The sequence below is a fragment of the Burkholderia territorii genome, from assembly GCF_001718335.1.
GTDB lineage: Bacteria > Pseudomonadota > Gammaproteobacteria > Burkholderiales > Burkholderiaceae > Burkholderia > Burkholderia territorii.
Map to the genome: position 1 here is coordinate 1398463 of NZ_CP013365.1, position 23387 is coordinate 1421849.

Below are 23387 nucleotides of genomic sequence, written 5' to 3' on the forward strand. Positions count from 1 at the left end.
TTTCATCGGATGAAAGGTTCTCGCACGACGAACGCGTCGCACACGTGCAACGCATTGATGCAGCGCGACAATTTGTATCACAACACGATATAATCTGCGCTTTCCTTGCGCTACGTCATCCTCGCCGTCATTTTTTCCCGCTTATCGTCCATGTCGTCAGGCTCTTCCTCGTCGCGCCGCACCTTCCTCCAATGGCTGCATAGCTTCATCCCCCATCCGATGACGCTCGGTTGGCGCGAGCGCATGCGCTCGTGCATGGGCGCGCTCGTCGGCATCGCGACGGTCGGCGTCACGATGCGGCTGCTGCCCGGCGTGCCGGGCCTCGTGCCGCTGCTCGTCGCGCCGATGGGCGCATCGGCGGTGCTGCTGTTCGCGGTGCCTGCGAGCCCGCTCGCGCAACCGTGGTCGATCATCGGCGGCAACCTGGTGGCGGCGACCGTCGGCGTCGCATGCGCGCAGTCGATCGCCGATCCGATCACGGCCGCCGCGGTGGCGGTCGCGCTGGCGATCGGCGGCATGTTCGTACTGCGCTGCGTGCACCCGCCGTCGGGCGCGGTCGCGCTGACGGCCGTGCTCGGCGGCCCCGCGATCCACTCGCTCGGCTTCGGCTTCGTCGTCGAGCCGATCGCGCTGCAATCGGCGATCCTGCTGTCGGCCGCGCTCGTGTACCACGCGTTGACGGGTCACCGCTATCCGCACGGCGGCGTGCGTCCCGATGCGAAGCCGCAAGCCGGCAGCACCGCGCCGGCACGCGGCGGCTTCACGCGCGCCGATCTCGACGCCGTGTTGAAGCGCCGCGGCGAATGGCTCGACGTCGATCCGGACGACCTCGAAATGCTGTTGCGCGAAACGGAAATGCAGGCGTATGCGCGCACGTTCGGCCAGCTCACGTGCGCCGACCTGATGACGAAGAACGCGATCGAAGTCGCGCCGTCGACATCGGTGACGGCCGCGCTGACGCTGCTCGACCGCCATCGCGTGAAGGCGCTGCCCGTCGTGGACGGTGAGGATCGGCTGATCGGCATCGTCACGCGCGCCGACCTCACGCGCCAGCCGCACCGCCCGGCCCCGCTGTGGCAGCGGCTCGCCGCGCGGCTGTCACAGTCGCTCGGCGGCCAGCCGCCCAGCGTCGCCACCGTCATGACGCGCGACGTCGCGTCCGTGCCCCAGACCATGCCGATCACCGCGCTGGTGCCGCTGTTTACGCATTCGGGCCACCATCACATCCCGGTCGTCGACGCATCGCACCGGCTCGTCGGCATCATCACGCAGACGGATCTCGTCACGGGCCTGTACCAGCAGACGCAAATGCTCAAGGCCGCCTGACGCAGGCGAACACAAAAATTCATGATTTCCGCAGAAAATCGGTAACATATATCACGTTATGATATATTTGACGCTACCGAAACTGCTGCCAGACCGACCGCAATGACCGATACCCGACGCGCGCTGACCAAAAGCGATTTCCAGCAACTGTCCGAGTTCCGCTACCAGATGCGCCGCTTCGAACGCTTCTCCGAGCGCGCCGCGCAAAGCGAAGGCGTGACGCCGCTGCAATATCTGCTGCTGCTGCACATCAAGGGCTACCCGCATCGCGAATGGGCCACGATCGGCGAGCTTGCCGAACGCCTGCAGGCGCAGCATCACGGCGTCGTCGCGCTGGTGACGCGCTGCGAGGCGCTCGGGCTCGTGAAACGCAAGACGAGCGAGGCGGACCGCCGGCAGGTCGAGGTCCATCTCGAGGAAGCCGGCGAGACGCTGCTCGCCCGCCTCGCGGCCATGCACCGCACGGAACTGAAATCGCTCAAGGGCACGTTCCAGGTTCCGCAGATCGATTACTGACCCACGCTTTACCGACCTTTCCCTACGCCGATGAACGCACCGCACAAACGCGATTTCTCGACCAACGAACGCCTGCCCAGGATCGCGTTGCTGGCTGCCGGAATCGGCGTGCTCAGCACGCTGGCGGCGTTCGTGCTGTTGAGCCTGATCCGCCTGTTCACGAATCTGTTCTTCTTCCAGCAGATCTCGTTCGCCGACCGTTCGCCCGCCCTCAATACCCTCGGTGCGTGGGTGATCGTCGTGCCGGTGATCGGCGGCCTGATCGTCGGGTTGATGGCGCGCTTCGGTTCGGAAAAGATCCGCGGCCACGGCATTCCGGAAGCGATCGAGGCGATCCTGTTCGGCAAGAGCCGCATGTCGCCGAAGGTTGCGATTCTCAAGCCGCTGTCGTCCGGCGTCGTGATCGGCAGCGGCGGCCCGTTCGGCGCCGAAGGCCCGATCATCATGACGGGCGGCGCACTGGGCTCGCTGATTGCGCAATGCGTGCACGTGAGCGCGGCCGAGCGCAAGACACTGCTGGTCGCGGGTGCGGCCGCCGGCATGACGGCCGTGTTCGGCACGCCGGTCGCCGCCGTGCTGCTCGCCGTCGAATTGCTGCTGTTCGAATGGCGTCCGCGCAGTTTCCTGCCCGTTGCGCTCGCATGCGCGGTGGCCGGGTTCGCCCGCGCCGTGTTCTTCGGTGTCGGTCCGCTGTTTCCGCTGACCACCGCATCGCCGACGCCCGTCGCGCTGCTGTCCTGCATCGTCGCGGGCCTGCTGTCGGGCGTGCTCGCGTGCGGCCTGTCGGCTGCGCTCTACCGCGTCGAGGACACCTTCGCAAAGCTGCCCGTGCACTGGATGTGGTGGCCGGCGCTCGGCGCGATCGCGATCGGCATCGGCGGCTGGCTCGAGCCGCGCGCGCTCGGCGTCGGCTACGACGTGATCGGCGACCTGCTGCACCAGCACATCGCGCTGAAGATCGCGCTCGCGCTGCTGGTCGTGAAGGCCGTGATGTGGGTGATCGCGCTCGGCTCGGGCACGTCGGGCGGTGTGCTGGCCCCGCTGCTGATGCTCGGCGCCGGCCTCGGCACCGTGCTGTCGCCGGTGCTGCCCGGCGGCAATCCGACGCTGTGGCCGCTCGTGTGCATGGCCGCGACGCTCGGCGCGACGCTCGGCGCACCGCTGACCGCAATCGTCTTCGCGTTCGGCCTCACGCACGACGCGAACGCGCTGCTGCCGTTGCTCGCCGCGACGCTCGTCGCGCACGGCTTCGCGACCGTCGTGATGAAGCGCTCGATCATGACGGAAAAGATCGCACGCCGCGGGTATCACATCTACCGCGAATACGGCGTCGATCCGCTCGAACGCCATGACGTCGCCGAAGTGATGACTTCGGCGGACGCGCTCGTCGCGATCAATGGCGCCACGACGCTCGACGTCGTCGAGTCGCAATACTTCGGCGTGACGCAGACGCACCGTGCATACCCCGTCGTGCAGAACGGTCGCCTGCTCGGCGTCATCGATCGCGCGACGCTCGACGCGCAGCGCGCGCACGCCGGCCCGGGCGCCGTGCTCGCGAGCGTATTCGCCGAGCATGTGCCGGCAGTCGCACAGGCACACGAAACGTGCCGCATGGTCGCATCGCGGCTCGCGATGCTCGGCCTCGAGCGCCTGCCCGTCGTCGACGATCCGCAATCGCTGCACATCGTCGGCATCGTGTCGCGCAGCGACTTGATCAAGCCGGCCCTCCAGCACTTCGACGACGAACAGAAGCGCGAACGCTTTCGTCCGGTCGTACCCGTCAACCTGCGCGACGCAGGCGCACGCAAGGCCGGCTGACACGCTGACACGTATCGCGTGCGTGGCGTACGAGCCGCTCACCAGCGCCTCCCGTCATCGCTCGATCTCGCGAAACGGCACGCCCATGCGTGCCGCCGCGAGCCCGCGCGTTTAAACTTCGTTGACAATTGATCGGACGAAAGTTTGTCATCATGATGCTCATGCGACGGGGCCAACATTCAGCCATTCCACATCGTCATTCAATAAAGAAACGTCGCGGCGCGACATGCAGACACATGCAGCCCGCCGCGACCGTCAATCCGCCACACCTCGGGGCAGCGAGCCGACCTCACGACGCATGACGTCGTCACCGCGTCTCCATACGGACCGCGCGACGCATGCCGCCGCGCAACAGAACGCACAGCATCCGGATTGCCGTTTGGCAAGCGCGTTAACAACTTGTTTCGGAATCGCCGGAACCGCATTTGTCCGATGCAATCTCACATGCACGCAGTTCTGCTGCGCATCCCACTCAATCAATCACGACTCGAGGGAGATAAAACGTGAACGTGAAATACTTACCGCTCATCGCATTGACCGTGGCAATTTCTGCTCACGCGGCCGATCCGGCCGTGCAGAATGTGGGACAAAGCCAGAAGGAGGCCGCGGACGTCTCGGCGTGCATCGCCAAGACCTGGGCCGACAAGTCGCAGCAACAGGTGATCTCGCAGAACGTGCTCGCCAACGGCCTTGCGACCGACGTGTACGCGCCGGGCCAGCAACCGCCGAACGGCGCGGCCGCGATGGTTCGTCCGTCGTGGAAGCCGGGCGCGAAGACGTGGGTCGGCGTGCGCGGCGACGCGGCCGCGGCCGGCGACATCAGCGCCTGCCTGTAAGCGCCTCGCTTGACGGCCTTGCGCCGTCCGCATGCGACAAGCCCCGCTTCGGCGGGGCTTGTCGTTTGGGCGCACCGCCGCGCGCATGCGCCGCAGCCGGTGCTTGCGCGCTTACAGGTAGCTGCAGACGTAGTCGAGCGTCTCGAGCACTTCGATGTCGAAGCGGCTCTTGCCCGGCACCGAGAACGATTCGCCCGCGCCGTAGGTTTGCCATTCGCTGCTGCCGTCGAGTTTCACGCGGCACTTGCCGGCCTGCACTTCCATCAATTCGGGCGCGTCCGTGCCGAAGTTGAGCGCGCACGGCAGGATCACGCCGAGCGTCTTGCGCGTGCCGTCCGGGAAGAGCACGGTATGCGACACGCACTTGCCGTCGAAATAGACGTTCGCGCGCTTGACGACCGACACGTTGTCGAATTGGGTTGCACTGGTCATGTGATGCCTCTGATTGCTGGATGCCGGATGGCGTGTTGTCGGAAGCCGGCCGGGGCGGCAGGCCGGCCGCTATGATACCGGCTCGCGGCAGGCGTGCGTCGATCGTGACGAATCGCAGGCGCGCGCCAGATAATCAGGATCACTACCTGATATGTTGCGTGGCGCTCATCGAGCAGCTCATCTGAGCCCTTTGCGTCGCGCGGAATCGCGCAGGCAGTCGAGCAGCATGGCCGCGGCCGGCGTGAGCGGGCTGTCGCGGCGCGTGACGACCTGCACGGACACGCCGGGTAGCCGCTCGCGGATCGGCAGCACCGCGAGCCGGTCGCGCGCCCACTCCCCCTGCAGCAGCTGTTCGGGCATCGATGCGATCAGGTCGCAGCTCGTCATCAGGCTGTGCGCGAGGCCGAAGCTCGGGCATTCGACGACCCGCTGCGGCACCGGCAGCCCGTATGCGATGAACGAATTGAACAGCACCTGGGTCGAGCTTTCCGGCGACGGATTCATCAGCCAGTCGGCATCGACGAGATCGGCGAGCGACGTGGCCGACGCGAGCGGATGCTCCTTGCGTGCGACGATCAACGATCGGCTCGCATAAAGTTCCGCGTGATCGAACTCGGCCGCCAGCAGTTCGGGCACGACGACGGCCACCGCGAAATCGAGCGAGCCGTCGTGCAGCCGCGGCAGCGCGACGCCCGGAAACCCTTCGATCAGACTGACGCGCGCGACCGGAAAGCGCCGCCGGAACGCGCGAAACGCATCGGGCAGGATCGTCACCGCGGCGGCCGGCGTGATCGCCGCCGCAACCGAGCCCGTCATCGCGCCCTGCGCCTGCTCGATATCGTCGCGCGCGCGCTGCATCTCGGCGACGATCAGCCGCGCGCGCACCTGCAGCTGCTGGCCGAACGCGGTGAGCTGCACGCCACGCGCGGTGCGCACGACGAGTGACACGCCGAGCGCGATCTCCAGTTCCTTGACCGCCTTCGTCAACGCCGCCGGCGACACGTTCAGGCGCCGTGCGGCCGCGCGGATGCTCCCTTCGTCCGCGACGGTGACGAACGCTTTCAGCTGATGGTATTTCATGGCGCCATGCGTGATTCGTGGAAAACCCGTGCCCCGCCACGCGCGCCGGCTCAGGGTATTCCCGAGCGGCAACCAGCGGTGTGCACCAAAGCAATTTAGCAGCTTCTGGTACGCAAAAGAAATTTATATGCTTGCTCGTCATATGCGCGTCAAACGCCTCACCGCCCCACAGGAGACACCATGCTGCAAGCCGTGAACCCCGTCATCCCCGGCATCGCCGAGATCGCTCCCGACCTGATCGAGGTGCGCCGCCGCATTCATGCGCATCCTGAACTCGCATTCGAGGAAACGCTGACGAGCGACCTCGTCGCGGAGCTGCTGAGCGGCTGGGGCTACGAGGTCCATCGCGGGATCGGCAAGACGGGCCTCGTCGGCGTGATGCGCGAAGGGCAAGGCACGCGAACGATCGGGCTGCGCGCCGACATGGACGCGCTGCCGCTCGCGGAAGAGACAGGCTTGCCGTATGCGAGCCGCCATGCCAACAAGATGCATGCGTGCGGCCACGACGGCCACACCGCGATGCTGCTGTGCGCGGCGCGCCATCTCGCCGCGACGCGCCGGTTCTCCGGCACGCTGAACCTGATCTTCCAGCCCGCCGAGGAGAATTTCGGCGGTGCGAAGGCGATGATGGACGACGGCCTGTTCGACCGCTTCCCGTGCGACGCCATCTTCGCGATCCACAACATGCCGGGCCGCGCCGCCGGCGACATGGCGTTCCGCACGGGCGCCGCGATGGCGTCGGCCGACCGCGTGACGATCACGCTGCGCGGCGTCGGCGGCCACGGCGCGCTGCCGCACTTCGCGCGCGATCCGATGTCGGCCGCGGGCAGCATCATGGTCGCGCTGCAGACGATCGTCGCGCGCGAGGTCGACGCGCAGCATGCGGCCGTGATCACGGTCGGCAGCGTGCAGGCCGGCGAAACCTTCAACATCATCCCGGAAACCGTCGTGATGAAGCTGTCGGTGCGCGCGCTGAACGCCGACGTGCGCGCGTTGCTCGCCCGCCGCATCGAAGCGCTCGCGAAGGGCCAGGCGGAAAGCTTCGGCGTCACCGCGGAAGTGGATTACGCGTACGGTTATCCGGTGCTCGTCAACCATCCCGAACCGACCGCGTTCGCGGCCGATATCGCACGCCAGATGCTCGGCGCCGATCGTGTCGAAACCGAGTCCGCGCCGCTGATGGGCAGCGAGGACTTCGCGTTCATGCTCGAAGCGCGTCCCGGCTGCTATGCGTTCATCGGCAACGGGATCGGCAGCAAGGGCGGCTGCATGGTGCACAACCCCGGCTACGACTTCAACGACGACATCCTCGCGATCGGCGCGAGCTACTGGGTTCGCGTCGCCGAAGGCTGGCTCGCGGCCTGACGGCCCTTCATCACGCAGTTCCGCGCTCAAGCAGGGGAACCTCATGGAAACGTCCGCTCTTCCGTTCGCCGGCTCGCCGGCCGATGCGCGCGCCGCCGCGAAAAAACGCCGCCTGATCGCGGCCGCCGCGGTCGGCAACGCGCTCGAGTTCTACGACTTCACGGTCTACAGCTTCTTCGCGATCCTGATCGGCAAGCTGTTCTTCCCGGTGCACTCGTCGTTCGGACAACTGATGCTCGCGGTCGCGAGCTTCGGCGTCGGCTTCGTCACGCGTCCGCTCGGCGGCCTCGTGATCGGCATGTATGCCGACCGCGCCGGCCGCAAGAAAGCGATGATCCTGACGCTCTTGCTGATGGCGCTCGGCACCGCGATGATCGCGGTCGCGCCGACCTTCGCGCAGATCGGCATCGCCGCGCCGCTGCTGCTCGTGCTCGCGCGCCTGCTGCAGGGCTTCGCATCGGGTGGCGAAGTCGGCGCGTCGACGACGCTGCTGCTCGAACAGGCGCCGCAGCACCGTCGCGGCTTCTACGCATCGTTCCAGTTCTCGAGCCAGGGGCTCGCCGCGCTCGCCGGGGCGCTCACCGGCGTCGCGCTGACGTCGACGCTCAATGCCGCGCAGCTCGAAAGCTGGGGATGGCGCGTGCCGTTCATCATCGGCACGCTGTTCGTGCCGCTCGGTTACTGGCTGCGCCGCACCGTCGAGGAAGTGCCGGCCGCCACGCCCGCCGCCGAGCACGCCGAGCCGGTCGCGTCGCTGCCGCTCGCCGACGTGCTGCGCCACCACGGCAAGGCCGTGTTCGCGGGCCTTGGCGTCACGATCGGCGGCACGTCGATCCACTACATCATCGTGTTCTACATGGCGATCTACGGCGTGCAGGTGCTGCACTTGCCGACCTGGCTATCGATGTCGGCCGGCTGCGTCGCGGGCGCGATCCTGATGCTCGTGACGCCGATCGGCGGCCACCTGTCCGACATCTACGGGCGCAACCGGATCGTCTGGTGGACGCGCATCGTGCTGATGGCCGCGATCTATCCCGCGTTCATCGCGCTGAACCGATGGCCGGGCGCCGCGTCGCTGCTGTCGATCATCGCCGTGCTGTCGGTCGTGCACGCGATCAACGTCGGCGCGACCGGTGCGATGCTCGGCGAGCTGTTCCCGCGTGCGGTGCGAGCAACCGGCGGCGCGCTGGTCTACAGCGTCGGCGTCGCGATCTTCGGCGGCTTCGCGCAATTCTTCGTGACCTGGCTGATCGCGGCGACCGGCAATCCGAATGCGCCCGCGTGGTATGCGATCGGCTGTGGCGTGTTGACGCTACTTGCCATTCGCTGCATGGACGAGAAGGCCGGGAAGGCGCTCGATTGACTGACGCGCGATGCGCGGCACGCGCGGCCGCAACGTCGTCGCCCGACTGACCCCGCCGGTTTCGGCGGGGTTTTTCCTTTTGCGCGATCGATAACGCGCACATGAAACGGCAGCGCGAACGCTATCATTCGTCGCCGTAAACGCAACAACGCACGGGCCACCCTCACTCGTGCCTTGCGCGCGCGACGCGGCGCTCAGAACGTATGCATCATGCCCACATACGCGCCCGTCTGCGACTCGCCCGTCATCGGGCTCGTGCCCGACGTCGCGTCGCGCGGCGACGCGAGCAGCGAGAAGTTCGAGTTGCCGCCGTTGCGCACATACGCGACCGTCCCGTACAGGAACGTGCGCTTCGACAGGTTGTACGTGGTTCCGAGCACGTACATGATCGCGTGCCCCGACGGATCGTGCGACGCATCGCCACCGCCGTCGCCGACCTTCACGTAGTAGCCGCCGCCCGTCACGGCCCACTGCGGCGTGGCCGTGTAGGTCGCGCCGAGCCAGTAGTGATCGGCGCGATCGGCGACGCCGGCCGGGCTGTCCGGCGCCTGGTAGTGCGTATAGGCACCCTGGATCTTGAACTTCGACACCTTCACGTTCGCGCCGACGAAATACTCGCGCGACGCGGTGAAGATGTTGCTGAACTTGCCGTTGTTGTCACGCAGCTCGTCGTAGATGCCGCGCACGTCGAGCACCGGCGAGTGGTACGAGATCATGATCCCGTCCGAGCGGCCGAAGTCGTCGGCCGCGCCGTAATTGAAGCCGCGCGACTGGTTGCCGAACGCATATTGCGCCTGCACGTCGAAGCCGCCGATCACCGGGCTGTGATATTCGATGTTGTTGCTGCTTTGCTGCCAGTTACGGCCGCGCACGAGCGATGCGGATGAAAACGCCTGTTGCACGAACGGATCGAATTCCCACACGCCGTCGCTGTCGACGAACAGGTTGCGGCCGGCCTGCAGCTGGCCCCACGTATCGCTCTTCAGCCCGACGTACGCGCGGCGCGACCACATGCGTCCGCCGCCCGTCGTCCCGTTCATCACCTGGAACGCGGTTTCGAGGTTGAAGACCGTCGACATCCCGCCGCCGAGATCCTCGACGCCCTTCAGGCCGAACATGCTGGTGCCCCAGTCGCCGCCCTCCGCGCTCCAGCGCGTCGAGCTGCCGTTGGGCGTCGCGATGTGGTTCAGGTATTCGACGCCGCCGTCGATCCGGCCATACAGCGTCACGCTCATCTGTGCAAACGCGGCCGCCGGCGCAGCGGCCGCGATCAGCCATGCGAATTGTTTGAGTCGCAAAATGATGCCCCCTCGGAGTCTCGACCGTCCGACACGCGCCCCATGCGCGAGCCGGCGGCCCGGTTCACCCGCGATCGATCGAAAAACGCCCTGGGCCCGCCGCGCAAAGCGCGAGCAGACCGCCCGAGATCGCGATGTTCTTGTAGAAATGAATCATGTTGTTGATCTGCTCGCCGCCCGACATCGTCCAGTAGTGATGGCCGATCAAGGCGGTACCGATCGTATACAGCGCAAGCAGCAGCGCGAGCGGCCGCGTCTGGAAACCGACGAGGATCGCGATGCCGGCGAACAGCTCCATCACGACGGAGATCGCCGCCGAAACGATCGGCGCGGGCGCGCCCTCGCTTCCCATGAACGCGATCGTACCGGAGAAGTCGACGATCTTCTTCCAGCCGAACATCACGAACAGGATCACGAGCAGGATTCGGGACAGCAGCAGCAGCACATCGCGCTGGGACGCGAGAAACGGTTGATTCGGTGTCATGGTGTGATCAACGAAAGCGGTGCGCGAACCGCGCGCACCGGATTGCCAGTGAACCAGGGCGGACGGCTGCCGGCCGCCCGCCCCGCTCTGCAACAACCGGCATCGGGGCCCGCCCGATGTGCTGTGCTCCTCCTCTTGTCAGTGTTGCCCTGCTTCGTGCCGCGTCGCGCGCGCCATCAACGCGCCTTCGCGACGTCCTGCTCGGTCACCTTCGCGGCCGGATTGCCGAACTGGCCGGTCACGTAGTTCGCCAGCGCGGCGATCTGCGCATCCGACAGCTCGTTGCGGAACGCGGGCATGCCGACGTCCTCGCTGCCGGCCTTGCGCTGCACGCCGTTCAGGATCACCTGCACCAGGTTCGCCGGATTCGACGCGCCGACCGTCGAGTTGTGGAACAGCGACGGGTAATAGCCGTCCGGCGTGCCCTTGCCCTGCATCTGGTGACACGTCGCGCAGTTGCCGAGATACAGCCGCGCCGGATCGATGCCCGACGATGCGAGCGCCGTGCCGCGCAGCTTCAGGCCGTCTTCCGCCGGCTTGCCCCACGACGAGCGCGACTGCTTCGCGTCGCCGCTGGCGACGGCCGGCACAGTGCGGATATACGTCGCGATCGCGCCGATGTCGGCGTCGGTCATCTTCGAGAAGCTGTGCTCGACCGCCTCGGCCATCGGGCCGGCCGCTTGCGCGACACCCGGCACGCTGCCGGTGCGCAGGTACTGGACGAGTTGCTGCTGCGTCCAGCCGCCGATACCGGCGTTCGGGTCGGACGTGATGTTGTAGCCGTCCCAGCCTGCGAGGACCGAACCCGACAGGAAGCTGCCGCCCGTCTCGTCGAGCGACTTCTCCTGCATGGCGATGCCGCGCGGCGTGTGGCACGTGCTGCAGTGCGCGAGGCCCTGCACCAGATACGCACCGCGGTTCCACTCGGCGCTCTGCGCCGGCTTCGGCTGGTACGCGCCGTCCTTCAGGAACAGCCAGTTCCAGATCTTCAGCGGCCAGCGCATGCTCAGCAGCGCGGGAATCTCGTTCTTCGGCGGCGTCTGCCTGACCGGTTCGACACCGTGCATGAAGTACGCGTACAACGCCTGCACGTCGTCGTCGTTGATCTTCGCGTACGACACGTACGGCATGGCCGGATACAGGTTGTCGCCGTTCTTCGACACGCCGTGGCGCACGGCACGCTCGAAGTCCTCGAACGTCCACTTGCCGATGCCGGTGTCCGGGTCCGGCGTGATGTTGCTCGTGTAGATCTTGCCGAGTTTGGGCACCGGCATCGCGAGGCCGCCCGCGAACGGCTTGCCGCCCTTGACGGTGTGGCATGCCATGCAGTCGCCCGCGACCGCGAGATATTCGCCGCGCTTGATCTGCGCGGGATCGGCCGAGTCGGCCGCGCGCACGAGGCCCGGCAGCGCGAGGCAGCCGGCCAGGAGGAAGGTGAGAGTAGATTTCCGCACGGTCAGACTTCCTTCTTCAGCGTGTCCGACATCCGCAGCGCCAGCGCCGCGATCGTCAGCGTCACGTTCACCGTACCGACGGTCGGCATCGTCGAGCTGCTCGAGATGAACAGGTTCGGATGGTCGAACGTGCGGCAGTCCTTGTCGACGACCGAGTCGCGCGCATCGGCGCCCATGATCGTCGAGCCCGTGATGTGGTTGTTCGGCGCGAACTCGTCGTTGAACACGACGTCCGTGCCGCCCAGCACCTGCGCGGCGGTCGCATAGACCTCGCGCGTATGCACGGCGCCGCGCTTCACGTAGTCGTCGATCGCGTACGTGATCTCCGGGCGCGGAATGCCGATCGCGTCGGTGGCCGTCTTGCTCGGCACGATGCGGTTCTCGGGCTGCGGCAGGATTTCGTGGAAGCAGTCGAACTGCACGTAGCGCGCGGAGCGATCGCGGATCTGCGCATCGAGCTCCTCCGGCTTCATCAGCTTGCCGGCCTTGAAGATCTTCTGCGTCTCCTGGTTGATGCGCGACATGTTCGACAGGTGGATCTTCTTCGCGGCTTCGGTCGCGCGGAACGGACCGTCGCGGAAACCGATCAGCGACGTCATTTCCTGCGGCCCGCGGCCCGGCCACAGCTTCTCGCTCGCGTAGAACGACACGCCCGTGCCCGGATGGTCCATCAGGTTGCGCCCGACCATGTCGGAGCTGTTCGCGACGCCGTTCGGGAAATCGCGGTTCGCCGACATCAGCAGGATCTTCGGCGTCTCGATGCCGTTCGCGGCCAGCACGAAGTACTTGCCTTCGACGCGATGGTCGGCGCCCGTCTTGTCCTTGTAGATCGCCGCGACGATGCGCTTGTCCGGGCCCGTCTCGAGCTTGTAGACGACCGCGCTGTCGATCAGCTTCGCGCCGGCCTGCTCCGCCTTCTCGACGTGCACGATGCCGTTGTACATTGCACCGATCGGGCAGATCGGCATGCAATTGTTGTTCCCGCAACAGGTTGGCCGGCCGTCGTACGGACGGCTGTTGCGCGCGACCGGCTCGGTCACCACATGGAACTTCGGGTCGTGGCCGTTGAGCGCGTTCTTGATCGTCTGCTCGTTGAACGACAGCGGCAGCGGCGGCATCGGATAGGCCTGCTTGCGCGGCGAGTACAAATCTTCCTCGGGGCCGGGGCCCCACACGCCGAGCTCTTCCTCCGCGCGCTGGTAGTAATGTTCGAGATCGTCGTACTGGATCGGCCAGTCGCGGCCGACGCCGTACACGGTCTTCATCTTGAAGTCGTTCGGGATGAAGCGCCACGCAGAGGCAGCCCAGTGCCACGTCGTGCCGCCCACCGCGCGGATGTACTGCGAGTTGAACTTGTGCTCGCCCTTCAGGATCAGGTAGTCGTTCGGCGGGCCGTATTCCGGGTGCGGCGCCCACGGGCTCGACGGGTACGGTGCCATGAAGTCCGTCTTGTCGGGCTGGTTGCGAAAGCGTTCGACGATTTCCCAGCGCGGCATGCGCGGGCCTGCCTCGAGCAGGATCACCGACTTGCCGGCCATCGCGAGCTGGTGCGCGACGATCGCGCCTGCGACACCGGACCCGACGACGACGACGTCGGCTTTTTGCGTATCGGTATCGGCCATCAGGCTTGCCTCTCGATCGGTTTTTCGGCCCAGAAGCCGGGTTTGTTGGGGCAATACGAAGGAATCACGAGCGTATCGGACACGACGCTGAACATTAATGCTTCTTCGTATGCAATCACGACGTTGTCGACGATGCCGAGATACCACGCGCCGAGAATCGACAGCGCGGAGGCTTCCTGATCGGGGCTCAACGAACCGGAGGCGAGCGCGCCGGCAAGTTGCGACAGACCGTCGGCCGTCTTGAACGAGCCCTTCTGCAACGCCTGCAGGTAGCGTTCGCCGAGCACGCGGCTCAGCCCTTTCTTGCCTGTCAGTGCTTCGGAGAGCGTCATGAACGTATCGAGCGGCGCGGCGCCGGGGTTGTCGGCCAGGGCCCGCAACGCCAGCGAGCCTGTGAGGCTCGCCGCCGTCAGCGCCAGTGCGCCCTGCAGCCATTGACGCCGCGTGATGCCGGATGCGGCTGCGTCGTTATCGCGACGCGAGTGGGGAGTGTTGTCGTTGTGCATGTTTCCTTCTCTCGAACACCGGATTCGGGAAAACCACGCTTGATATTTCTCAAACTTTCGCGCGGCCCTGAAATGTACGCGCACAATTCGGATTGGACAATGCTTTTATAGTCCATTAAATGTTCCGCAATCCGAGACAATCGACATTTCGCTGCATTTTTGTGTCGTCGACGCGACAATTCTGCTTCGAGACGCCAAGGTGTCGCAAGCCGACGACACGCCGCCTCCCGTCATCCGCTCATATGCGCGTCGGTTAGAATCGCGTGCAATCAAACAGAAAGCTTCCCTCCGAGGGCATCGAGCGATGAAGCAGCACGACAAGCACAACAACACGAATTCAACCCGTCACACCACACGGCTACCCTGGCGCATCGGCGCGGTCGCGGTGCTCGCCGCCGCCGCTGCACTGTCGCTGCATGCGGGCGCCGCCCGCACGGTGAGCGTGTCGCCGCAAGGCACGGTCACCGAAGTCCGGCAGAGCGTCGTCAAGTTCGACGAAGCGATGGTCGCGTTCGGTTCGGCATCCGCGCCGAATCCCGCACGCATGACCTGCAACGATTCCACCGCCGCACGCGGCCAGGGGCACTGGCTCGACGACAAGACGTGGGTCTACGATTTCGAGAACGACCTGCCGCCCGGCGTGCGATGCTCCGTCGCGCTCAACGACTCGCTGCGCTCGGTCGCCGGCAATGCGGTCAGCGGCCCGCGCCGCTTCACGTTTCAAACCGGCGGCCCGTTTCCCGTGACGGTGCGCCCGGGCTCGCGCGAGATCGAGGAACGCCAGGTGTTCGTGCTGAAGCTGAACGGCCCGGCCGAGCCGCGCTCCGCGCTCGCGAACATCTGGTGCGAAGCGGTCGGCATCGGCAACCGCATCCCCGTCACGGCCGCCGACGACGATACCCGCAACGCGCTGCTCGATCACTTCGGGCTGAAGAAGGACGCCGCGCGCGTGCTGACGCTGTCGTGCGCGCAGGCGCTGCCCGCGAGCGCGAAGATGCAACTCGTCTACGGCAAGGGCGTCGCGAGCCCGAGCGGCATCGCGAACGATACCGAGCGCCGTTTCGACTTCACGGTGCGCGCGCCGTTCGCCGCGAGCTTCTCGTGCGAGCGCGAGAACGCGAAGGCGCCCTGCACGCCGCTGCGTCCGCTCACGCTGTCGTTCAATGCGCCGATTTCGCGCAAGAACGCCGAGGCGATCAGGCTGCGCGGCCCTGACGGTTCGCTTTCACCGACCTTCGCGGCCGACGATCGCAGCGACGAAGTGACGACCGTCACGTTCAATCCGCCGCTGCCCGCGCAGGCGAACCTGACCGTCGAGCTGCCGTCCGGCCTGCGCGACGTGACGGACCGCTCGCTCGCGAACGCCGACCTGTTCCCGCTCGCGACGCGCACCGCGCCGATGCCGCCGCTCGCGAAGTTCTCGTCGGGCACCTTCGGGATCGTCGAGCGTTTCGCCGAACCGGGTACGCCCGCGCTCGTGCCCGTCACGCTGCGCAACGTCGAGGCCGATCTGCATATCGCCGGCCTCAACACGAGCGGTGCGCAATTCTCGAACCTGAAGGTCGACGACGACACCGCGATTCGCCAATGGATGCGCACCGTCGAGCGGTTCGACAACTGGTCGATGACGGCCGACACGATCGACGAGCGCATCCCGGGCCTGCTCCGGCGCAAGGGCCAGCACCCCGTCTACGTGCCGCTCGCGGCCGGCGAGAAGATGCCCGCGCCGCAGAACCGCCGCATCGACGTGCGCTCGCTGTCGCTGCTCACCGGCGAACCGGGTGCGCAGGCGCTGACGCTGCCGAAGGCCGATCCGAAGGCGCTGCGCCCGTTCGAGGTCGTCGGCGTGCCGATCGAAAAACCCGGCTTCTACGTGCTCGAACTCGCGTCGCCCGCACTCGGCCGCTCGCTGCTCGCGAAGCCGTCGAGCATGTACGTGCGCACCACCGTGCTCGTCACGAACCTCGGCGTGCATCTGAAACAGGGCCGCGAGAACAACCTCGTATGGGTCACGACGCTCGACAAGGGCAAGCCCGTGCCGAACGCGCGAATCCGCGTGTCGGATTGCAACGGTGACGAAATCGCGTCCGGCAAGACCGACGCGCAAGGCCTGCTGAAGATCGACGGCGCATTCGAGCCGAAGCACGAATGCAGCCAGTCGGAACGCTTCGACGACTATTTCGTGTCGGCGCGCGTCGACGATCCGAAGACGGGCCCCGACATGGCGTTCGTCAGCTCGAACTGGAACCGCGGAATCGAATCGTGGCGCTTCAACGTGCCGACCGACACCGACAGCGCGCCGACCGTGCGCGCGCATACCGTGTTCGACCGCACGCTGTTGCGGGCCGGCGAAACCGTATCGATGAAGCACTTCCTGCGCACCGAGACGCTGCAGAGCCTCGCGTTTCCGGCGCAATACCCGTCGCGCGTGACGATCCGCCATCTCGGTTCCGACCAGACCTACAAGCTGCCGCTGACGTGGTCGGCCGACCACAGCGCCGACACGCAGTTCACGCTGCCGCCCGCGGCAAAGCTCGGCGAGTACAGCGTGACGCTCGAAGGCGGCCCCGACGACGCGCCGACCGCCAGCTACTACAGCGGCAGCTTCCGTGTCGAAGCATTCCGCCTGCCGGTGCTCAAGGGGACGATCGGCGCGCGCGACGCGCAGAAGAGCCCGCTCGTCGCGGTCAAGGAAGCGCCGCTCGCGGTGCAGATCGACTACGTATCGGGCGGCGGCGCATCGAACCTGCCCGTGCAGGTGTCGGCGCTGATGAAATGGGCGTCGCCGCCGTTCGCGGATCGTTTCGAGGACTTCAGCTTCGCGCCGTACCGCGCGGAACGCAGCGACGGCAATGCCGACGACGATGCGCAGGACGGCGACAACGCATCGGCCGCGAACAACGATCCCGACGCGACCCGGCTGATCGCGGACAAGCTGCCCGTCACGCTCGACCGCAACGGCGCGGGCTCCGTCACGCTCAAGGGCTTGCCCGATGTCGACGCGCCGAAGCGCATCGCGCTCGAGGCGACGTTCGCGGACCCGAACGGCGAAGTGCAGACGATCCGCGGCGACACGATCCTGTGGCCGGCCGCGGTCGTGGCCGGCATCAAGGCCGGACGCTGGGTGTCGGTCGGCCAGCGCGTGCCGGTGCAGGCGCTCGCGGTCGACCTGCAGGGCAAGCCGCGCGCATCGGTGCCGATCGAGATCAAGGGCATCGCGCACATCACGACGTCGTCGCGCAAGCGAATGGTCGGCGGCTTCTATGCATACGACAACAAGAGCGACACGCGCGAGCTCGGCGTGCTGTGCTCGGGCAAGACCGACGACAAGGGCCGCATGGCCTGCGACGCGACGCTCGAACAGGCCGGCAACATCCAGTTGATCGCGGTCGCGAAGGATGGCGACGGGCGCACGTCGAATGCGTCGACGTCCGTGTGGGTCACGCGCGAGGACGAACTCTGGTTCGGCGGCGACAACACCGACCGGATCGACGTGATCCCGGAGAAAACGTCCTACGAGCCGGGCGAAACGGCCCGCTTCCAGGTTCGCATGCCGTTCCGCTACGCAACGGCCCTCGTCGCGGTCGAGCGCGGCGGCGTGATGGAAACGCACATCGTCGAACTGAACGGCAAGAATCCGACCGTCGATCTGAAGGTCGGCGAATCGTGGGGGCCGAACGTCTATGTGTCGGTGCTCGCGCTGCGCGGCCGGATTCGCGAAGTGCCGTGGTACTCGTTCTTCACCTGGGGCTGGAAGGCACCGGTCGAATGGGCGCGCGCATTCTGGCGCGAGGGTCGTCACTATGAGGCGCCGACCGCATTCGTCGACCTGTCGAAGCCCGCGTTCCGCTACGGGCTCGGCGAGATCAAGGTCGGCACGGGCGCGCATCGCCTCGGCGTGAGCGTGACGACCGACGCGACGCGCTACACGGTACGCAGCAAGGCGCAAGCACACGTGAAGGTCACGCTGCCGAACGGGCAGCCGGCACCAGCCGGCACGCAGATCGCGGTCGCGGCCGTCGACGAGGCGCTGCTCGAATTGATGCCGAACAACAGCTGGGACCTGCTCGACGCGATGCTGCAGCGACGCGCATACGGCGTCGAGACGGCCACCGCGCAGATGGAAATCGTCGGCCGCCGCCACTTCGGCCGCAAGGCCGTGCCGGCCGGCGGCGGCGGCGGCAGCGCGCCGACGCGCGAGCTGTTCGACACGCTGCTGCTGTGGAATCCGCGCGTGACGCTCGACGCGAACGGCAGCGCAACCGTCGAGGTGCCGCTGAACGACGCGCTGACGCGCTTCCGGATCGTCGCGGTCGCGGCGGTCGGCGCCGATCGCTTCGGCACGGGCAGCACGTCGATTCGCAGCACGCAGGATCTGCAGCTGATCTCCGGGCTGCCGCCGCTCGTGCGCGAAGGCGATGCGTTCCGCGCGCAGGTCACGCTGCGCAACACGACCGACCGCGCGATGCAGGTCGTCGTGACGCCGCGCGTGACCGGCCTCGACGTCGCGCCGCAAACCGTGTCGCTCGCGGCCAATGCGGCGACGGAGGTCGCATGGACGATCACCGTGCCCGAGCAGGCGCTCGATGCGGCCGGCGCGCTGAACTGGCGCATCGAGGCGGCCGAGCAAGGCGGCAAGCGTGCGTCCGACGCGCTGGCCGTCGCGCAGAAGGTCGTGCCCGCGCTGCCCGTGACCGTGCAGCAGGCCACGCTCGCGCAGGTCGACGGCACGCTGACGGTGCCCGTGTCGGCGCCGGCCGGCGCTGTCAACAACGCACAGGGCGCGCCGCGCGGCGGCATTGCCGTGTCGCTGCAGTCGAAGCTCGCCGACGGCCTGCCCGGCGTGCGGCGCTGGTTCGAGCGCTATCCGTATCGCTGCCTCGAGCAGCAGACGTCGCGCGCGATCGGCCTGCACGACGCCGCGCAATGGCAGGCGCTGGTCGCGCGCATGCCGGTCTACCTCGACAGCGACGGCCTCGCGAACTACTTCCCGCCGTCGTCCGACGATGCGCACTACGGGAGCCCGACGCTGTCGTCGTACCTGCTCGTGGTCGCCGACGAGGCCAGCCGCCTCGACCCGCACTTCGCGCTGCCGGAGGACGTGCGCACGCAGCTCGAGGCCGGGCTCGCGCGCTTCGTCGACGGCCGCATCGAGCGCAACGCGTGGGCGCCCCGCCAGGATCGCGACCTGCGCAAGCTCGCCGCGATCGAGGCATTGTCGCGTTACGGCGCCGCGCAAGGCCGGATGCTCGGCTCGATCGAGATCGCGCCGAACCAGTGGCCGACATCGGCGGTGATCGACTATCACGCGATCCTCACGCGCGTGAAGGACATCCCGCAGCGCGACGAGAAACGTACGCAGGTCGAGCAGATCCTGCGTGCGCGCCTCACGTACCAGGGCACGCAGCTCGTGTTCTCGACCGCGCGCGACGACGATCTGTGGTGGCTGATGACGAGCAACGAAACCAACGCCGCGCGTCTCGCGTTGGAATTCGCGGGCGACCCCGCGTGGAAGGACGAGATGCCGCGCGTCGCGACCGGCCTGCTCGCGCTGCAACGCCAGGGCGCATGGCAGACGACGACGTCGAACGCGCTCGGTCAGCTCGCGATCGAACGCTTCTCGCGCACCTACGAGAGCACGCCCGTGGCAGGCACGACGAAGGTCGCGCTCGGCGGCAACGAGCGCGCGATCTCGTGGTCGCAGGCGCCGGTGCCGTCGGACGCCCCTGCGTCGGCCACCGCCGCGACGCGTGCCGCAGCCGCACGCAGCGTGCTGATGCCGTGGCCGCGTGCGGCGCAGGCGCCGGCCACGTTGTCCGTCACGCAGGACGGCACGGGCCGCCCGTGGGCAACCGTCGAAAGCCTCGCGGCCGTGCCGCTGCGTGCGCCGTTCGCGGCCGGCTACCGGATCACGAAGACCGTCACGCCCGTGTCGCCCGCGGTCAAGGGCGTGCTGACGCGCGGCGACGTCGTGCGCGTGCATCTCGACATCGATGCGCAGAGCGACATGACGTGGGTCGTCGTCAACGATCCGATCCCGTCCGGCGCGACGATCCTCGGCTCCGGCCTCGGCCGCGATTCCGAAGCCGCGACGCAAGGCGAGAAATCGCCGGACGGCGCATGGCCGGCCTTCATCGAACGCGACTTCGACGGCTACCGCGCGTATTACGACTATCTGCCGAAGGGCAAACTCTCGGTCGAATACACGGTGCGGCTGAACAACGTCGGCACCTTCGGACTGCCGCCGACCCGCGTCGAGGCACTGTACGCGCCGTCCGTGTACGGCCTGTGGCCGAACCCGCCGATGACCGTGAAGCCGGCCGACACCGGCAAGTAACGAGTACGTGATGATCGATCGTGTATTGCCGCGGCCGGTGCGTTTCGCCGGCCGCATATTCGTCGCCGTCGTGCTTGCCGTGCCGCTGGTCGCGCACGCGCTGCCCGGCTACGACGACGTGCGCCGCAACTGGCGCAGCTCCGACTGGGTGTTGCTCGCGCGCGACGGCACGCCGCTGCAGCGCACGCGCGTCGACCTCACCGAACGGCGCGGCGACTGGGTATCGCTCGCCGACGTGTCGCCCGCGTTCCGCGAGGCGATCGTCCTGTCCGAGGACAAGCGTTTCTACGAACACAGCGGCGTCGACTGGCGCGGGATCGCCGGCGCGGCGTGGGGCAATCTGTGGAACGAGCGCACGCGTGGCGCGTCGACGGTGACGATGCAGCTCGCCGGGCTGCTCAGCGATTCGCCGCGCCGCTCGGGCCAGCGCTCGCTGCCGCAGAAGGCCACGCAGGCGGTGAACGCGCTGCGGCTCGAGCGCGGCTGGCGCAAGGACCAGATCCTCGAGGCCTACCTGAATCTCGTGCCGTTGCGCGGCGAGACGGTCGGCCTCGCCGCGCTGTCGCAGGTGCTGTTCGGCAAGGCGCCGTCCGGCCTCGATGCACGCGAGGCCGCGATCGCGGCAGCGCTGGTGCGCGCACCGAACGCGGCCCCTGCAAAGATCGCCGAGCGTGCGTGCCGGATCCTGCGCGACATGCGGGCGGAACAGGGCTGCGCGTCGCTGGACGGCTACGTGCAGCTCGTGATCGCCCGCCCGGCCAGCGCCGTGCGCGACGACGGCGCCGCCCTCGCCCCGCATTTCGCGCGCCGCATCGCGGCGGAGGTCAGACCGACGGCCGGCGCGCGGGTACGCACGACACTCGATGCGCCGCTGCAGCGCTTCGCGCGCGACGCGCTCACGCGCGCGCTGACCGAGCTCAACGCGCCCGCGCACCGGCGCAACGTGCAGGACGGCGCGGTCGTCGTGATCGACAACGCGACCGGCGAGATTCGCGCGTGGGTCGGTTCGTCGGGGGCGTTGTCGAGCGCGCGCGACGTGGATGCCGTGCTCGCGCCGCGCCAGGCCGGCTCGACGCTCAAGCCGTTCCTCTATGCGCAGGCGATCGACGAGAAGCGGCTCACCGCCGCGTCGCTGCTCGACGACGCGCCGATCAACCTCGCCGCCGGTGGCGGACTCTACATTCCGCAGAACTACGACAAGGACTTCAAGGGCTGGGTGAGCGTGCGCAGCGCGCTCGGCGGCTCGCTGAACGTGCCCGCCGTGCGCACGCTCGTGCTCGTCACGCCGCACCGCTTCGCGCGCACGCTGAGCGCGCTCGGCCTGCCGCTCGCGCAGGAAGGCGATTACTACGGCTTCAGCCTGGCGCTCGGCAGCGCCGACGTCACGCTGCTGTCGCTGACCAATGCGTATCGCGCGCTCGCGAACGGCGGTGTCGCGCGCAAGGTCGTCGACCTGCCCGCGCCGTCGCCCGCTTCCGGCGCATCGGCATCGGGCCGCGCGGACAGCGGCACGCGCGTGTTCAGCGAAGCGGCCAGCTTCGTCGTCACCGACATCCTCTCGGACAACAACGCACGCGTGCGCACGTTCGGCTTCGACAATCCGCTCGCCACGCGCTTCTTCTCGGCGGTCAAGACGGGGACGAGCAAGGACATGCGCGACAACTGGACCGTCGGCTTCACGTCGCGCTACACGGTGGGCGTGTGGGTCGGCAATGCGGACGGCTCGCCGATGTGGGACGTGTCGGGGGTGACGGGCGCGTCGCCGGTGTGGTCGGCCGTCGTCGGCTACCTGCACCGCGACCTGCCGAGCCGCGCGCCGCGTCCGCCGGCCGGTGTCGAAACGCGCCGCATCACGTTCGAGCGCAACGTCGAGCCGTCGCGCGACGAGTGGTTCGTCGCGGGCACCGCGCTCGACACGATCCGGCTCGCGGCGCCCGTCACGCCGGGCAAGGACGGCGCGCGCGCGCCGCTGACGATCGGCGCGCCGACCGACGGCACGATCTTCGCGATCGATCCGGACATTCCGCCGAAGAACCAGCGGATCTGGTTCGAGCGCTCGTCCGGGCATGCCGCGCGCTTCGCGTGGCGGCTCGACGACAAGGTGATCGGCCACGCCGACCGCATCGCGTGGATGCCGTGGCCGGGCAGGCACCGGCTGGAACTCGTCGACGCGCGCGGCAACGTCGCCGATGCGATCGGCTTCGAAGTGCGCGGCGCGTTCGCGAAGCCGGCTGCGCGCAAGCGCTGAGTGCCCGGGCCGGCTGCTTACTGGCCGGCCGCGTTCGCCTTCGGCGGCTGGTTGGAAAAGTCGATGACGGGTGCGGTCGAAATCGCGGATTCGTTCGCGACGCTGAAGTTCGGGCGCGGCTGGTAACCGAAGATCCGCGCGATCACGACGCCCGGAAACTGGCGGATCTGCACGTTGTACTGCTGCACCGTCTTGATGTAGCGGCCACGTGCGACCGCGATGCGGTTTTCGGTGCCTTCGAGCTGCGTCTGCAGATCGCGAAACGCCACGTTCGCCTTCAGTTCCGGATAACGCTCGGACACCACCATCAGCCGGCTCAGCGCGCCCGCCAGTTCACCCTGTCGCTGATCGAACGCCGCCAGCGCGGCCGGATCCTTTGCCATCTCCGGCGTCATCTGCACGCTGCCCACGCGCGCGCGGGCCGACGCAACCTCGGTCAGCACGCGTTCCTCGTGCGACGCGTAGCCCTTCACCGATGCGGCAAGGTTCGGCACAAGGTCGGCACGACGCTGATACTGGTTCAGCACCTCCGACCACGCTGCGTTGACGTCTTCATCCGACGACTGGATCGCGTTGTAGCCGCAACCGGCGAGCGGCGCGAGCACGCAGCATACGAGCAGGATTCGAAACCATTTCATTGTGTGTGACTTCCCGTTGAACGCTCCGGCTGGAGCGGTAAGTTGAAAAGAAGCGTTCGCGCAT

Annotated in this window: 16 protein-coding genes; 8 read left to right on the forward strand and 8 right to left on the reverse strand. The window is 67.6% G+C overall.

The window, feature by feature from the left end; translation table 11 throughout:
• The first annotated feature begins 150 nt into the window (after positions 1 to 150).
• The 4 genes from WS51_RS06190 (at position 151) to WS51_RS06205 (ending at position 4496) form a co-directional block, all read left to right on the forward strand.
• The gene (locus WS51_RS06190; protein ID WP_069228798.1) at positions 151 to 1326 is read left to right on the forward strand and encodes an HPP family protein; all 1176 of its coding nucleotides are present in this window, start codon (positions 151 to 153) and stop codon (positions 1324 to 1326) included.
• A 102-nt stretch (positions 1327 to 1428) separates the two neighbouring features.
• Positions 1429 to 1842 (forward strand): MarR family winged helix-turn-helix transcriptional regulator, encoded by a 414-nt coding sequence (locus WS51_RS06195; protein WP_059507566.1) that lies wholly within the window; start codon positions 1429 to 1431, stop codon positions 1840 to 1842.
• A gap of 30 nt (positions 1843 to 1872) precedes the next feature.
• Positions 1873 to 3660, forward strand: a complete 1788-nt coding sequence (locus tag WS51_RS06200; protein WP_069228799.1) for a chloride channel protein — start codon at positions 1873 to 1875, stop codon at positions 3658 to 3660.
• Positions 3661 to 4163: 503 nt separating this feature from the next.
• Positions 4164 to 4496 (forward strand): hypothetical protein, encoded by a 333-nt coding sequence (locus tag WS51_RS06205; RefSeq protein WP_174905488.1) that lies wholly within the window; start codon positions 4164 to 4166, stop codon positions 4494 to 4496.
• A 111-nt stretch (positions 4497 to 4607) separates the two neighbouring features.
• Here the strand turns inward: WS51_RS06205 and ppnP are convergent, their stop codons facing one another.
• The gene (gene ppnP, locus WS51_RS06210; protein WP_006478890.1) at positions 4608 to 4928 is read right to left on the reverse strand and encodes a pyrimidine/purine nucleoside phosphorylase; all 321 of its coding nucleotides are present in this window, start codon (positions 4926 to 4928) and stop codon (positions 4608 to 4610) included.
• Positions 4929 to 5105: 177 nt separating this feature from the next.
• Entirely contained in the window at positions 5106 to 6008 is a 903-nt protein-coding gene (locus WS51_RS06215) for a LysR substrate-binding domain-containing protein (RefSeq protein ID WP_059451176.1), read from the reverse strand.
• Between the two features lie 180 nt (positions 6009 to 6188).
• On the opposite strand from WS51_RS06215, the gene WS51_RS06220 reads away from it, so the two are divergent.
• Positions 6189 to 7373 (forward strand): M20 aminoacylase family protein, encoded by a 1185-nt coding sequence (locus tag WS51_RS06220; RefSeq protein WP_069228800.1) that lies wholly within the window; start codon positions 6189 to 6191, stop codon positions 7371 to 7373.
• A gap of 43 nt (positions 7374 to 7416) precedes the next feature.
• On the forward strand, positions 7417 to 8736 hold the full coding sequence (locus tag WS51_RS06225) for an MFS transporter (protein WP_059507569.1): 1320 nt from the start codon (positions 7417 to 7419) through the stop codon (positions 8734 to 8736).
• Between the two features lie 194 nt (positions 8737 to 8930).
• On the opposite strand, the gene WS51_RS06230 is transcribed toward WS51_RS06225, so the two are convergent.
• The 5 genes from WS51_RS06230 to WS51_RS06250 form a co-directional block, all read right to left on the reverse strand.
• Positions 8931 to 10034, reverse strand: a complete 1104-nt coding sequence (locus tag WS51_RS06230) for a porin (protein ID WP_069228801.1) — start codon at positions 10032 to 10034, stop codon at positions 8931 to 8933.
• 64 nt (positions 10035 to 10098) lie between these two features.
• Positions 10099 to 10518 carry a DoxX family protein gene (locus WS51_RS06235; protein ID WP_059451172.1) on the reverse strand — a complete coding sequence of 140 codons (420 nt, stop codon included), beginning with the start codon at positions 10516 to 10518 and terminating at the stop codon, positions 10099 to 10101.
• Positions 10519 to 10694: 176 nt separating this feature from the next.
• Entirely contained in the window at positions 10695 to 11972 is a 1278-nt protein-coding gene (locus WS51_RS06240; RefSeq protein WP_059507572.1) for a cytochrome c, read from the reverse strand.
• Positions 11973 to 11974: 2 nt separating this feature from the next.
• Complete coding sequence (locus WS51_RS06245) at positions 11975 to 13594, reverse strand: GMC family oxidoreductase (RefSeq protein WP_059451170.1); 1620 nt, start codon at positions 13592 to 13594, stop codon at positions 11975 to 11977.
• On the reverse strand, positions 13594 to 14100 hold the full coding sequence (locus WS51_RS06250) for a sugar dehydrogenase complex small subunit (protein ID WP_059774067.1): 507 nt from the start codon (positions 14098 to 14100) through the stop codon (positions 13594 to 13596). Before WS51_RS06250 ends, WS51_RS06245 begins: the two co-directional genes overlap by 1 nt.
• 304 nt (positions 14101 to 14404) lie before the next feature.
• On the opposite strand from WS51_RS06250, the gene WS51_RS06255 reads away from it, so the two are divergent.
• Together WS51_RS06255 and pbpC are read left to right on the forward strand one after the other, a co-directional pair.
• Positions 14405 to 20437, forward strand: coding sequence for an alpha-2-macroglobulin family protein (locus WS51_RS06255; RefSeq protein ID WP_069228802.1), 6033 nt, complete (start codon positions 14405 to 14407; stop codon positions 20435 to 20437).
• 10 nt (positions 20438 to 20447) lie between these two features.
• Positions 20448 to 22685 carry a penicillin-binding protein 1C gene (gene pbpC / locus WS51_RS06260; RefSeq protein WP_069228803.1) on the forward strand — a complete coding sequence of 746 codons (2238 nt, stop codon included), beginning with the start codon at positions 20448 to 20450 and terminating at the stop codon, positions 22683 to 22685.
• A gap of 17 nt (positions 22686 to 22702) precedes the next feature.
• On the opposite strand, the gene WS51_RS06265 is transcribed toward pbpC, so the two are convergent.
• Positions 22703 to 23323, reverse strand: a complete 621-nt coding sequence (locus WS51_RS06265) for a LemA family protein (RefSeq protein ID WP_059451166.1) — start codon at positions 23321 to 23323, stop codon at positions 22703 to 22705.
• Positions 23324 to 23387 lie beyond the last annotated feature (64 nt).

Excerpts from the sequence above, each read along its gene's own strand:
- WS51_RS06190 (WP_069228798.1), top strand. The coding sequence starts at position 151 with ATGTCGTCAGGCTCTTCCTCGTCGCGCCGCACCTTCCTCCAATGGCTG.
- WS51_RS06195 (WP_059507566.1), top strand. The coding sequence starts at position 1,429 with ATGACCGATACCCGACGCGCGCTGACCAAAAGCGATTTCCAGCAACTG.
- WS51_RS06200 (WP_069228799.1), top strand. The coding sequence starts at position 1,873 with ATGAACGCACCGCACAAACGCGATTTCTCGACCAACGAACGCCTGCCC.
- ppnP (WP_006478890.1), bottom strand. The coding sequence starts at position 4,928 with ATGACCAGTGCAACCCAATTCGACAACGTGTCGGTCGTCAAGCGCGCG.
- WS51_RS06215 (WP_059451176.1), bottom strand. The coding sequence starts at position 6,008 with ATGAAATACCATCAGCTGAAAGCGTTCGTCACCGTCGCGGACGAAGGG.
- WS51_RS06220 (WP_069228800.1), top strand. The coding sequence starts at position 6,189 with ATGCTGCAAGCCGTGAACCCCGTCATCCCCGGCATCGCCGAGATCGCT.
- WS51_RS06225 (WP_059507569.1), top strand. The coding sequence starts at position 7,417 with ATGGAAACGTCCGCTCTTCCGTTCGCCGGCTCGCCGGCCGATGCGCGC.
- WS51_RS06235 (WP_059451172.1), bottom strand. The coding sequence starts at position 10,518 with ATGACACCGAATCAACCGTTTCTCGCGTCCCAGCGCGATGTGCTGCTG.
- WS51_RS06245 (WP_059451170.1), bottom strand. The coding sequence starts at position 13,594 with ATGGCCGATACCGATACGCAAAAAGCCGACGTCGTCGTCGTCGGGTCC.
- WS51_RS06250 (WP_059774067.1), bottom strand. The coding sequence starts at position 14,100 with ATGCACAACGACAACACTCCCCACTCGCGTCGCGATAACGACGCAGCC.
- WS51_RS06255 (WP_069228802.1), top strand. The coding sequence starts at position 14,405 with ATGAAGCAGCACGACAAGCACAACAACACGAATTCAACCCGTCACACC.
- pbpC (WP_069228803.1), top strand. The coding sequence starts at position 20,448 with ATGATCGATCGTGTATTGCCGCGGCCGGTGCGTTTCGCCGGCCGCATA.
- WS51_RS06265 (WP_059451166.1), bottom strand. The coding sequence starts at position 23,323 with ATGAAATGGTTTCGAATCCTGCTCGTATGCTGCGTGCTCGCGCCGCTC.